The organism is Thermoanaerobaculia bacterium, assembly GCA_035260525.1.
GTDB lineage: Bacteria > Acidobacteriota > Thermoanaerobaculia > UBA5066 > DATFVB01 > DATFVB01.
The window spans coordinates 1-12,417 of record DATFVB010000073.1 but is presented as its reverse complement, the minus strand read 5'-3'; the positions used below and the strand labels follow the sequence as shown (position 1 = coordinate 12,417).

The window sequence follows — 12,417 nt, the reverse complement described above, 5'->3', positions numbered from 1 at the left end:
ATCCTTTGGAAAAAATTCCGCGTGCTACGCTCCGCGCGAGTGGAAAATCGCGCGACTTTCTTCGCGATCGACGCCTCGGACGCGGGCTCCTCGGCGCGGCTCGGGCGGCTCTCTCTCTCCCATGCGACCGTCGAGACGCCCGCGTTCATGCCGGTCGGGACCCTCGGCGCCGTCAAGGGCGTCCCCTTCGACCTCCTCGAGAGCTGGGACTGCCGGATCATCCTCGCGAACACGTACCACCTGATGCTTCGGCCGGGCCTCGACGGCATTCGCCGGGCGGGCGGGCTGCATCGGTTCACCGGCTGGCCGCGGGCGTTCCTGACCGACTCGGGAGGCTTCCAGGTGATGTCGCTCGCGACCCAGCGGGACGTGACCGAAGAGGGCGTGCGGTTCCGCTCGCATCTCGACGGCGCGGCTGCCATGCTCACGCCGGAGCTCGCGATGGAGCTCCAGGCCGCTTTCGGGACCGACGTGGCGATGTGTCTCGACGTGTGCCCCGCGCTCCCGGCCCCCCGCGGGGAGGTGGAAGACGCCGTGGCCCTCACGGCGCGCTGGGCCGAGCGCTGCCGGCGCGCGTGGACGGGACCCGGACGGCTCTTCGGGATCGTCCAGGGAGGGACGCACGAGGACCTCCGGCGAAGGTCCGCCGAGGAGATCGCCGCGCTCGATTTCGCGGGCTACGCGATCGGCGGCGTCGCGGTCGGCGAAGAGAAGCGGGAAATCGAGCGGATCACGCGCTCGACCGCCGCGCGCCTTCCGGCCGGCCGCCCGCGGTACCTCATGGGCGTCGGCACGCCGGCGGACATCCTCGGCGCCGTCCGGGCGGGGATCGATCTCTTCGACTGCGTCCTGCCCACGAGGAACGGACGCATGGGGCACGCCTACACGTCGGCGGGGAGCGTGGCGATCAAGAACGCGCGCTTCCGGGAGGACGGGCGCCCGCTCGACCCGTCGTGCGCCTGCCCGGTCTGCCGGCGGCACAGCCGGTCCTACCTGCGCCATCTCTTCGTCCTGAGCGACATCACGGCGCCGGTGCTCATCTCGATGCACAACGTCCACTTCTACCTTTCCTGGATGCGCCGGATCCGCGACGCGATCGGCGCCGGGCGGCTGCCGGAGCTCGCGCCGCCGCCCGAAGGAAAGGTCGAAGAGTGAGATGATCTCGCGGCCGGATCCGAGGAGGGCGCCATGAGCGGAAGCGATCGGGGCGCGGAGATCGCGCTCGTCACCGGGGGAGGGACGGGCCTCGGCCGCGCGACCGCGCTCGCCCTTTCCGACGCCGGATTTCCGGTCGCGGTCGTCTCGCGGTCGGCCGAGCACGTCGAAGGAGCCGCCGCCGAGATCCGGTCGCGCGGGGGACGCGCCCTCGCGGTGACGGGAGACGTTCGGGACCCGGCGGCGGTCGAAAGCGCGGTCGAGCGGGTCGAGCGCGAGCTCGGCCCGATCGGCGTCCTCGTCAACAACGCGGCGGGCAATTTCCTGATCCCGTCGGAAGAGCTCACGCCGAACGGCTTCCGCGCGGTCGTGGAGATCGTGCTCCACGGCACGTGGTTCTGCTCCTCGTCGGTCGGCCGGCGAATGCTCGCCCGCGGCCGGGGGACGATGGTCAACGTGGTCGCGACCTACGCCGAAACCGGAATGCCGGGCGTCGTGCACTCGGCGGCCGCCAAGGCCGGCGTCCTCGCGATCACGCGCACGCTCGCCGCCGAGTGGGGGTCCCGCGGCATTCGCGTCAACGCGGTCGCTCCCGGGATCATGGCGACCGAGGGGGCGGCGAAGAACCTCCAGTTCGCCGACGCTTCGACGCAGGAGAGGCTCGTGCGGACGATCCCGGCCCGGCGGCTCGCGCGGCTCGAGGAGGTCGCCGGCGCGATCGTCTGGCTCTGCGGCCCCTCGGCCGATTACGTCACGGGAGCGTGTCTCACGATCGACGGCGGCATCTCGCTGCCGGGCGGGTTCTTCAAGCGCGGGTGACCGGAAGACGTGCCGGCTTCGCCGGTCACTCGGGGATCTCCTCCCAGACGGCCTGCGTCACGAGCCGCCGCTCGCCGTCGCGGGCGAGCCGGATCTCGAACCGGTAGCGCGCCGACGAGGGAAGGAGCGCCTCGAGGCCGCCGATCTTCCGCGCCGAGCCGTGGAACGAGGCCTCGAAGCGCGCGAGGTCGAAATCGGGGAATCGCTCGATCGCGAGGCCGCTGACGGACACGTCGACCGACGCGTACGCCGCGAAAAGGCGGCGGAGCTCGGCGTCGAGGTCGTTGCGGCCCATGCCGCCCGAGCCCTGGAAGCCGGACGCGAGAGCGGCGGCGATCTTGCCCGCGTCGCGGTGGTTCGCGTCCCGGACGAGCGATCGAACGGTCTCCGCCGCGGGATCGGCCGGCCCGCGGCAGGCGGGCGGCGCCAACGCCGCGGCCGCCGCGCAGGCGAGCGCGGCTAGGCGGCGGCGCGCCGCGAGAACGGCCATTGTTTCCGCGCGAAGGCCCGCACGAGGAAGAACCCGAGCCCGGCCGCCATCACGAGCGCTCCCGCCGGCTTGAAGCCCTTCTCGGGCGACACGACGATGTAGCCCCAGAGGACCATCGCGACGGCGGCCGGAAGGGGATAGAGCCACATCCGGAACGGCCGCGGCCGCCGAGGCTCCCGGACGCGGAGGATCACCGCGGCGACGACCTGGGTGAAGAACGGGATGATCGCCCGGATCGTGATGATCGAACGAATGACGGTCGGCAGCGGCAGGAGGCAGAAGATCGTACCGGTGGCTCCCAGCCAGACCACCGCCACCCACGGGAACGCTCCCGTCGGATGGAGGCGTCCGAACACGGCGAAGAAGTTGCGGTCTTTCCCCGCGGCCCAGAGGATCCGGGAGTAGCCGAGGATCAGCGAGAAGACGGACGCGAGTCCGGTCCAGAGGATCAGGAGCGTCACGGCCCGCGCCGCCTTCGGGCCCAGGAGGACGGCGAGGTAGTCGGAGAAGACGTGCTCGGAAGTCATCGCCGTCCGCATCGGAAGGACCGAGACGAGGCAGGCGTTCATCACGACGTAGAGGACCGCGATCGCGAGGATCGAGATCACGATCACGCGGGGAATCGTTCGCGTCGGGTCGTGGATCTCGTCTCCGAGATAGCAGATGTTGTAGTAGCCCAGATAGTCGTACACGGCGAAGACGAGGGCGGTGAGAAGGCCGGCGTACGCCGTGCCGCCGTCGAGCCTCGGCGCCCGCCAGAACGCGAACGCCGAGAGCTTCAGATGCGGAAGTCCCGCCGCGATGATGATCCCCACGGTCGCGAGCACCCCCGCCCAGAGGAGGATCGAGAGCTTTCCGAGGGTTCCGATGCGGCGGAGCAGGAGCAGAGTCAGCGCCGCGCAGGCGACGGCGGCGATCGCCGACGTCGGCCAGGAGATCGACGGGAAGAGATAGACGAGGTACTTTGCGAATCCGATCGCTCCGGAGGCCATCGACAGCGGCGCCGAGATCAGGATCTGGAACAGGAAGAGGAACGAGAGCAGACGCCCCCAGCGGTCGCGCCCGTAAGCCTCCCGGAGGAAGACGTAGGTCCCGCCGGAGGCGGGGAGCTCGGCGGCGAGCTCGGCCGTCACGAGTCCGTCGGAGATCGCGAGCAGCGCGCCGAGGAGCCACGCGAGCATCGCGCGGCCGCCTCCCATGGCCGACAGGATCAGCGGGATCGTGATGAACGGGCCGATCCCGACCATGTCGATCATGTTGAGAGCGACCCCCCGCCAGAGGCCGATCTCGCGGCGGAGCTCGGTCAACGCGTCGTCGCCGGCGAGATCAGGTTGACGAAGATGCGGATCGCGCCGGGCACTCCCTCCGGGAGCTCGCGGAACCACGATTCCGCGGTGAAGACGTACGTGCCTTTGCCGAGCGTGGTCGTCAGCAGCCCGCCGCGCAGCGGCGGCTCGCCCGGATCGTGCATCGAGAGGAGCGGCTTCCAGTCGGCGGACCACTCGCCGACGAAATAGAGGCCCCGCTCCTGCACCCAGCCGTCGAAGTCGCGCGGCGTGATCCGGTTGGGCCGGTTCCAGACCGGGTCCTCGGGAGAGAGCATCTCGACCGGCGAGTCCTCGACCGTGACCCTCTCGTTCCGGTCGGGGAACTTCGCCGGATGCGGGAACCAGTTCCCCGCGTCGAACGCGCGCGTGTTGCTGTTGTACTGGACGACGAGGCGGCCGCCGGCTCGAACGTAGTCGAGAAGGCGCGGGTTCGCCCGCCGAAGGTCGTCGCGGACGTCGTAGGCGCGCGGGCCGGTCACGATCGTCGGATACGAAGAGAGGTTTCCTTTCTCGAGGTCCTCGGCGGTGAGGAGGTGGACGCGGATCCCGAGCTGCTGGAGGAATTCGGGGATCGAGTCCTCGGCGCCGCGCACGTAGCCGATCGAGAGCCCGTCCGGGAGCCGCAGGTCGAGCACCTCGACGCGCGTCTCGGCGGCCTTCAGGAAATAGAAAGGCCCGATGTCGGGATGCTCGATGAAGTCGAGCGTCCGGCTCGCGCCGTCGGCCGCCGCCCCCACCCGATAGATCCCGGGCCCGGTGCCCGCGGGCACTTCGAGGGCGAAGCGCACGGCCGCGGAAGTCTCGTCGCCGCCGATCGCGAACGTCCGGGCCGCCGGTCTCGGCCATCCCGCCGGGACGTCGAGCGAAACGCGTCCGCTCTGCGGTCCGGGCGCCTGGGCGGTGACCTCGACGTCGAGCGGGACGCTCCCGCGGCCGACGCGCGCGAGCGGGACGACGGCGAGAGGCGGCGTGTTTCGGATCGAAAGCGCGGGTTCGACGGCGAGCGCGCGGGCGACCTCGCCGCGCAGGGGATCGATCGTCCGGGTCTCGACGACCGTTTCGATCGCGTTCTCCGCTCCGGCGACGGAATAGCGGACGCGCGCGCGGAGCGGGAACGCGGGCAGAGGATCGCCGATTTTCGCGGGGTCGTCGACGGAATAGACGGCGTCCTCGACGGACGCCCGATGCCAGAACGGCGCCGTGAACGAAGCGTCCGCGGCGACCGTCACCCGGAAGAGCGCGCGCGCGGTCTGCCCCGAGGGAAGGTCGGCGGGCGCCGGCGAGACCGCATCGACCTTCCACCCGGCCGGGGCCTCGATCGAAGCGCCGAGGACCTTCAGGTCGGCCGACGAGCGGTTCGAAAGCGATACGGAGATCGGGTAGCTTCCGCCCGGGACGGCGACGCGCGCGGTCTCCACGGCGAACCGGAAGCCCGGGAACGGGGAGCCCGGCTCCTTTTCCGGCTCGACCCGCGCGACGAGCGCCAGCGACAGCGCGTGGTCGAGGGCGCCGCGAAGCTGGTCGCGCTTGATGCCGAGGAGGAAGAGCCCCGGCGATTTCTCCGCCGGCGGGAGCGCCGACCCCTCGAGGTCCCGGACGAGCCGGTCGGCGGCCGCGAGCGCGCGCGAGAGCGGCTCGGCGCATTTCTCCGGTCGCGCCGCGTCGAAGGCGCCGGAGGCCGCGCCGACCTCGCGGGCGAGGGAGGCGAGCCCCGGCCGCAGGAAAGGCACCGATCTCTCGTCGGCGCCGAGGCGGTCCGCGATTCCGGAGAGGCTCGTGTCGATCCCGTCGAAGAACCCGCTCTCGGGAACGCCTTTTCCCTCGTGATAGGGGATCTCGACGCGTCCGGAAACGTCGAGCACGGCCGCGGCGGGCGTTCCGTCGATCCGCTTGTAGTAGACGGGCCGGGAGCCGGGATCCGGCTGGACCTGGCCGACGCCCTGGGTGCGCTGGTGCGACAGTCCCTGCCACGCGAGCTGCGCGTAAGAAAGGCCGAGCAGAGAGTCGTAGGCGCCGACGTCCTCGGAAACGGTCCAGTCCTCGCCGGCGCGGATGATTCCGACGTAGAGCTTCTTCGGCTTCCACGGGAGGAGACCCTCCCGGATCTGCTCCGGGAACTTCGAAGGGTCGCCCGCCTCTTCGAAGGCGCGGCGGGCGAGGATCGACGAGGCCTCGTGGTGCGCATGCCCGTCGCGCCGCGTTCCGGAGAAGCGCGCGACGAGGACATCGGGACGGAAACGGCGGATCACCCGGACGAGATCGCCCACGACCGGTCCGCCGTCCGCGTCGGCGAAACGCCACTTCGCGAGCGCCTCGGCGAGCGTCTTCGAGAATCCGTAGTCGACCGCGCGCGTGAAGAACTGGGAGACGCCGTAATAGCGGTCCGAGGCGAGGAGCTCCTCCGTTCGGGTCACGCCGAGAGCGTCGAAGAGCTCCGGTCCGATCTTGTTCTGCCCACCCTCGCCGCGCGTGAGCGTCACGAGCCCGACGCGAACGCCGCGGCCGCGGGCGAGCATCGTGAGGAGCCCGCCGTCCTCGTCGTCCGGATGCGCGGTCACCTGCAGGAGCGACGCCGTCGTGGACGCCTCGAGGAGCGATCGCCTCAGCGCGGCGGCCCCGTGATCCGCCCGGGGATCGGGAGTCTGCGCGAACGTCGCCGCCGACGCGGCGAGGACGGAGAAGGCGAGAAACCCGGCGGTTCGTTTCACGTAATATTCTCCCGGGCGAGGAAGTTATACGAAAGAGAATCGATAAGGAAATCGGCGGCGGGACGATCGCCGCCGGAGAATCGCCCGCGGCGTCGTCCGCCGCCGGCGCGCCGCTCCCCCCGCCGGGCGGGTGGCGAAAGACCTTTCGCGCCTTCTCGTACCGCGACTACCGGATGCTCTGGTCCGGCTCGTTCACGTCCTCGTGCGGGACGTGGATGCAGGAGGTCGCGCAGAACTGGCTGATCTTCGACATGACCCGTTCGGCGTTCTGGCTGGGCCTCGACGCTTTCCTCGGAGACGCCCCGTTCATCCTCTTCTCGCTGCTGGGCGGCGTCGTCGCCGACCGCTACGACCGGCGCAAGATCCTCCTCGGCTCGCAGGTCGTGCAGCTGACCAACGCCTTCGTCCTGGCAGGGCTCGTCTTCTTCGGCCGCGTCCAGATCTGGCACATCCTCGTCCTCTCGTTCCTGACGGGGGTTGCGCAGTCGTTCGGCGGGCCGGCGTACCAGGCGCTCGTCCCGACCCTCGTCGAGAAGGAGGACGTGCCGAACGCCGTCTCGCTGCAGTCCACCCAGTTCAACCTCGCGCGGGTCGTCGGCCCCCTGCTCGCCGCGGTCGCGTTCGCGAAGTTCGGCGCGGCGGCGTGCTTCGGGTTGAACGGGCTTTCGTTCTTCGTCGTGATCGCGGCGCTGCTGCTGATCCGCACCCGGTTCGTCCGCAAGACCGGGCGGCACCCGCCGGTGCTGCAGAGCCTTCGGGAAAGCCTCTCCTTCATCAGCCGGACCCCGGCGATGAAGGCCCTCATCCTGCTCTCGTTCGCGGGCAGCTTCTTCGCGTTCCCGCTGCTGACCTTCCTTCCCGTCTTCGCCAAGGTGATCTTCGCGCGCGACGTGCGCGCCTACGGCCGGTTCCTGACGTTCTTCGGCGTCGGCGCCGTGCTCGGGGCGATCGCGGCCGCCCGCCTGTCCCACTCCGCGCGCAAGGGCATCCGCGCGGTCGCGGCGCAGGTCGTGTTCGCGGCGATCATCGTGGCGTTCGCGCTCTCCCGGAATTTCACGCTGTCGTGCGCCCTCCTGTTCCTCGGCGGCGCGGCCCTCTCGGTCGTCTTCACGATGCTGATGTCGCTCGTGCAGACGATCGTCGCCGACGAGATGCGAGGTCGCGTCGGCTCGGTCTACATGCTGGCATTCCGGGGGGCGATCCCGCTCGGGAACGTCGTCGCGGGCGCCGTCGCCGCCCGAACGTCGGTCACCACCGTCCTCGCGGTCAACGGCGTCCTCCTGGCGCTCGTCGGCGTGACCGTGCTCGGGCTCCGCAGGGCCGACCTCTCCGCCGCATGAGCGCGTCTGCTAGAATCCGCCGCCGATGAGCGAATCTCCCGACGAGACGGCGAGCCCCGCGCCGGCCCCGGCGACCGAAGACGACCGGCGGCAGCAGGCCGCCGAGATCAACCGCAAGCGCACCGAGGAAGAGTGGCTGCGGAACAAGCAGCGCTGGATCCACGAGAACTTTCCCGAGAAGAGAAAACCGGCCGCCGGCTGAGTCGCCCGGGTCCGGCGGGACCGAGATCCGAGACGCCATTTCGGATTTCGTGCTTCGGGATTCGGATTCGCTTCACATTTCCGTATTCGGATTTCGAGTCGCCCTCATCTCCTCGCCGCGATCCACTTCCGGATCGCAGCGGCCGGCCGGGTGTTCAGGACCTGGTCCGGCTCGACCCATCCCTTGCGGGCGACGCGCACGGCGTGGCGGAAGTAGTCGAGCTCGCGGATCGAGTGCGCGTCCGGGCCGATGGCGAGCGGAATTCCTCGAGCGGCGGCGTCCCGGTGGAAGCGCCAGTCGAGGTCGAGGCGCCGCGGCGATCCGTTGATCTCGATCGCGCATCCGGAGGCCGCCGCGGCGTCGAGGACGCGGGGAAGATCGATCGTGATGCCTTCCCGCCTCAGCAGCAGCCGGCCGGTCAGATGGCCCAGGATCGAAACCCGCCGGTTCTCCGCGGCCCGGACGAGGCGCCGCGTCTGCTCCTCCTCCGGAAGATCGAACCGGGAATGGACCGAGGCGACGACGACGTCGAACGAGGCGAGGAAATCGTCGCCGTAGTCGATCGAACCGTCGGGAAGGATGTCCGCTTCCGTGCCGTGGAAGATCGCGATCCCGGGCCGCCTCTTCCGGAGTCGCTCGATCTCGGCGCGCTGCGCTTCGACGCGCCTCTCGTCCAGTCCGTGCGCGTACCCGGCGATCTTCGAATGGTCCGTGATCGCGACGTATTCGAATCCGGCGGCCGCGGCGGCGTCGACCATCTCCTCGAGCGTGTTCGCGCCGTCGGATTCGGTGGTGTGGACGTGGAAGAGCCCGCGCAGGTCCTCCGGCTCGAGGAGGCGCGGGAGCCGGCCCGCGGCGGCGGCATCGATCTCGCCGCGATCCTCGCGGAGCTCGGGCGGGATGAACGGCAGTCCGGCCGCCGCGTAGAGCTCTTCTTCGGAGAGGGTCGCGCCGGGCCGGGCGCCGCCGCCGGCCGCCCGTTCGAGGACGCGCGCGGCATGGGCGGCATTGCCCGTCTCGCGCAGGAGCGTCGACCCGAACTCGGAGCCTCCGCAGACGCGCACTTCTCCCCGGAGGCCGCCGAGGAAGATCGCCGACGAGCGGTCTCCGCCCCGGGTCGCCCCCCCTTCGGAGGCGGGCAGGGAGGCGAAGAGATCGAGAACCGCGCCGGGCCGCGCCGTCGCGGCGACGATGGTCGCGGCGTCGGTCACCTCGCATCCGCGGCGGACGTCTCCCGCGACCTCGACCTTCTCCGCGAGCCCGGACTCCGCGACGACGGCGCGCAGGCGCGAGGCGAGCTCCGCGGCTTGCGCGTACGGCCGCCGCGCTCCCGCCCGGCGCGCGAACGCAATTCCGGCCAGGATCTTCCTCGTCGACGCCGGCCCGAATCCCGGGAGTGCTTCGATCCGCCCGTCGCGGCACGCCGCCTCGAGTTCGGACAGGGAAGCGACGCCGAGCTTCGCGCGGACGATCTCGATCTTCTTCGGGCCGAGCCCGGGAACGCGGAAGAGGGCGGAAAGGGAAGCCGGGAACCGCTGCCGCAGGTCGTCGAGATACGGGAGGGTCCCCGTCGTGACGAGCGTCGCGATTTTCTCGAAGATCGCCGGCCCGATGCCGGGGACGTTCCGCAGCGTCCCGTCCGCGACCGCCTCCGCGAGGTCGCCTTTCCAGGTCTCGAGCGACCGCGCGGCTCGCGTGTAGGCCCGCGACTTGAACTCGTTCTCGCCCGCGAGCCGGAGAATCTGCCCGATCTCGTCGAGCCGCGACGCGACCTCTCCGGGGCTCAGGACGCCGCCCCGGGAGGATGCTTCAGCCCCGATCCGGTCGCGATCACCGCGGTCGCATCGGCCTCGGGCAGCGCGTCGAACGCCGCGAACGCGAGGGCGGACGTCGGCTCGATGGGAAAACCGTCGTTCCACGCCTCCCGCCATGCCGCCGCGATCGAGCTCTCCGGGACCGCGATCGCAAGGCCCCCGCTCTCCTCGATCGCGGCGCGGATCGCGCCGGCGAGCGGCGGGTCCAGGACGGCGCAGCCGTCGGCCATCGTCCGGCCGTCGCCCGGGGCCGAAGGACGCGCGATCGGCGCGCATCGTTCGGACTGGACGGCGACGAGCCGCGGCAGGCGCCCGATCGTCCGTTCCGCGCGGAGCCGCCGGAGGCCCTCCCAGAGCCCGAGGAGGAGGGAGCCGTTTCCGAGGGGGAGGACGACGCGGTCGGGAAGGGAGGCCTTCCGCGCCCAGGCCGCCGCGAGTGTCGCGACCCCTTCGCGGAAGACGGGGTTCCGAACATGGCTCGCGTCGTATGCGTCGAGGTCGGCCGCGCACGCGCGCACGGCCTCCGCCCGGCTGTCGAACTTCTCGATGCGCGCGCCGGTCGAGGCGATGAGCGCTTCTTTCGCGGGCGAGATCCCCGCCGCGACGCGGACGACCGCCTCGAGGCCGGCGCGGCGCGCGGCCGCCGCGACGGCGAGGCCGGCGTTGCCCGACGAGTCGAGCGAGACCCGGCGCGCTCCCGCGGCGCAGGCGTGAGCGACGACGGCCTCGGCCCCCCGGTCCTTGAACGAGCCCGTCGGCAGCGCGAACTCGGCGACGACCGTGGTGGCGGGGAGGCGGGGGTGGGGAAGGAGGATCGCCTCGTAGCGGGGGAAGTCGGTCACGAGACGTGGGCGGCGGCGATCTCCGCGTGGTCGAACGCGAACTCGAGCTTCGCGAGCTCGTGCGGGGCGAACCAGCGGGCCTCGGCGGCGTCGTCGGCGCCCTTCGCGTCCCCGCCGACCGCGCGGCAGCGGTAGACGACGGATACGGTGTGGCCGCGAGGGTCGCGGTCGGGGCGCGAGTAGACGCCGGCGAGCCCCTCGATCTCGATCTCGACGCCCGTCTCCTCGCGCGTCTCCCGAATGCAGGCGGTCTCGGTCGTTTCCCCGGTCTCGACGAATCCGCCCGGGAGCGCCCATCGCCCCTCGAAGGGCGGCCGCCCGCGGCGGACGAGGAGGATGCGGCCGTCCTCGTCGCGGGTCAGCGAATCCACGGTCAGACGCGGTCCGTCGTTCATCGCGCGAAAAATTCTCTCACGGATTCCTCGGGGTCCCGGGAGACGAGCTCCTCCGGGTCCTCGTCGTACCAGTCGCGCGGGAGATAGCGGCGGTAGGGATCCTCCGTGAAACGCCGGCACAGCAGCGCGACGACGCCCCGGTCGGTCTCCGAACGGATCAGACGCCCGGCGGCCTGGATCACGCGGGTCATCCCCGGCTGGATGTACGCGAACTCGAACCCCGATTCCTCCTGGTCGTCGAAGTAGCGCCTCAGGAGCTCGCGCTCGAAGGAGACCTGCGGGAGAGAAGGGGAGACGATGAAGACGCCGGAGAGCTTCTCCCCGGGATAGTCGACCCCCTCCGCGTACATGCCGCCGGCGACGGCGAGGAAGAGGACGCCCTCCCGCGTCGGGGTCTCGAGCACCCGCAGGATCTCCTTCTTCTCGAAGTCGGTCAGCTTCTCCCGCTGCTCGATGACCCGCGCGCGCGTCGCCGGGAGGCGGGCGGAGACCTCCCGGAGGAAGCGGTACGAGGGGAAGAGCGCGAGGTCGTTGCCGGCGTGGGCGTCGGCCATGCGCGCGAGGATCCCGGCGATCTTCTCGTAGTTGCGCTCGCGCGAGGCGAACGTCGTCCGGACCGAAGGGACGAGCATCACGCGGCGGTTCTCGCGCGGAAACGGCGGCGGAAGGGCGATCGCGTCCGTGCGGTCGGCGGCGAGCCCGGTCAGGCGCCGGATCACCTCGAAGGGCTGGAGCGTCGCCGAGAGGAGGACGACGGAGGACGCGGCGTTCAACGTCGGCGCGAGAGCGCGGGCGGGATCGAGGCAGACGAGGGCGGCCTTCCAGCCGGCCGCGGTGCGCTCGACGACCCGCGCGAAATCGTGCTTGCCGGCCGCAAATCGGAGCACGAGGCCGAACCGCACGACGGCGAAATGGAGCGTAAGGACCGGGTCGTCCTCCGAGACCTCCGAGGAATCGCGCTTCCATTCGAAATACGCGACCATCGCCTCGTCCCAGCGCGCCAGGAAGTCGTCGTAGTCGTCGACGGCGAAGTGGGCCTCCCCGACGGTTTCTTCCTCCGGGAGGTCGGCTCCCCAGCGGACGAGGAGGGTTCGCAGCTCCGCCAGGCCGTCGGCGAGGCCGCGCCAGACGTCCCCGGGGGAGAGCGCGGCGAGGTTCTCCAGGGCGGCGACGTCGGCTTCGCGCAGCTCGGGCGACCAGATCTGCCGCGCGCGGTCGGGCAGGTTGTGCGCCTCGTCGACGACGAGAACGCACTCCGGGAGCTCCTCGAGCGAGAACGCGGCGAGCGCCGTCACCGGCTCGAAGACGTAGTTGTAGTCGCCGA

Annotated in this window: 11 protein-coding genes; 4 read left to right on the top strand and 7 right to left on the bottom strand. The window is 71.1% G+C overall.

Features of this window, described 5'->3' with window-relative positions; translation table 11 throughout:
• The first annotated feature begins 39 nt into the window (after positions 1-39).
• Positions 40-1,155 carry a tRNA guanosine(34) transglycosylase Tgt gene (gene tgt, locus VKH46_03465; protein HKB69874.1) on the top strand — a complete coding sequence of 372 codons (1,116 nt, stop codon included), beginning with the start codon at positions 40-42 and terminating at the stop codon, positions 1,153-1,155.
• A gap of 33 nt (positions 1,156-1,188) precedes the next feature.
• Positions 1,189-1,974, top strand: coding sequence for an SDR family oxidoreductase (locus VKH46_03460; GenBank protein HKB69873.1), 786 nt, complete (start codon positions 1,189-1,191; stop codon positions 1,972-1,974).
• 25 nt (positions 1,975-1,999) lie between these two features.
• Here the strand turns inward: VKH46_03460 and VKH46_03455 are convergent, their stop codons facing one another.
• Genes VKH46_03455 through VKH46_03445 form a run of 3 tightly spaced genes read right to left on the bottom strand, consistent with a single transcriptional unit; the run spans position 2,000 to position 6,500 of the window.
• The gene (locus tag VKH46_03455; GenBank protein HKB69872.1) at positions 2,000-2,464 is read right to left on the bottom strand and encodes a hypothetical protein; all 465 of its coding nucleotides are present in this window, start codon (positions 2,462-2,464) and stop codon (positions 2,000-2,002) included.
• Positions 2,434-3,771, bottom strand: a complete 1,338-nt coding sequence (locus tag VKH46_03450; GenBank protein HKB69871.1) for an APC family permease — start codon at positions 3,769-3,771, stop codon at positions 2,434-2,436. Before VKH46_03450 ends, VKH46_03455 begins: the two co-directional genes overlap by 31 nt.
• A complete protein-coding gene (locus VKH46_03445) occupies positions 3,768-6,500 on the bottom strand; it encodes a PIG-L family deacetylase (GenBank protein ID HKB69870.1) in 2,733 nt (910 codons plus the stop codon). Before VKH46_03445 ends, VKH46_03450 begins: the two co-directional genes overlap by 4 nt.
• Between VKH46_03445 and VKH46_03440 the strand changes: the two genes are divergently transcribed.
• Both VKH46_03440 and VKH46_03435 read left to right on the top strand, forming a co-directional pair.
• Positions 6,389-7,840, top strand: coding sequence for an MFS transporter (locus VKH46_03440; GenBank protein ID HKB69869.1), 1,452 nt, complete (start codon positions 6,389-6,391; stop codon positions 7,838-7,840). The two genes, VKH46_03445 and VKH46_03440, sit on opposite strands and share 112 nt — an antisense overlap.
• A 25-nt stretch (positions 7,841-7,865) precedes the next feature.
• Positions 7,866-8,042, top strand: a complete 177-nt coding sequence (locus tag VKH46_03435) for a hypothetical protein (GenBank protein HKB69868.1) — start codon at positions 7,866-7,868, stop codon at positions 8,040-8,042.
• Positions 8,043-8,146: 104 nt separating this feature from the next.
• On the opposite strand, the gene VKH46_03430 is transcribed toward VKH46_03435, so the two are convergent.
• The 4 genes from VKH46_03430 to VKH46_03415 form a co-directional block, all read right to left on the bottom strand.
• Positions 8,147-9,829, bottom strand: coding sequence for a PHP domain-containing protein (locus VKH46_03430; protein ID HKB69867.1), 1,683 nt, complete (start codon positions 9,827-9,829; stop codon positions 8,147-8,149).
• Positions 9,826-10,698 carry a pyridoxal-phosphate dependent enzyme gene (locus VKH46_03425; protein ID HKB69866.1) on the bottom strand — a complete coding sequence of 291 codons (873 nt, stop codon included), beginning with the start codon at positions 10,696-10,698 and terminating at the stop codon, positions 9,826-9,828. The genes VKH46_03430 and VKH46_03425 overlap by 4 nt, the downstream gene beginning before the upstream one ends.
• The gene (locus VKH46_03420) at positions 10,695-11,093 is read right to left on the bottom strand and encodes an NUDIX hydrolase (GenBank protein HKB69865.1); all 399 of its coding nucleotides are present in this window, start codon (positions 11,091-11,093) and stop codon (positions 10,695-10,697) included. Before VKH46_03420 ends, VKH46_03425 begins: the two co-directional genes overlap by 4 nt.
• Positions 11,090-12,417: ATP-dependent DNA helicase (locus VKH46_03415; GenBank protein ID HKB69864.1), on the bottom strand; the 1,328-nt coding region annotated here is incomplete at its 5' end. The genes VKH46_03415 and VKH46_03420, both read right to left, overlap by 4 nt.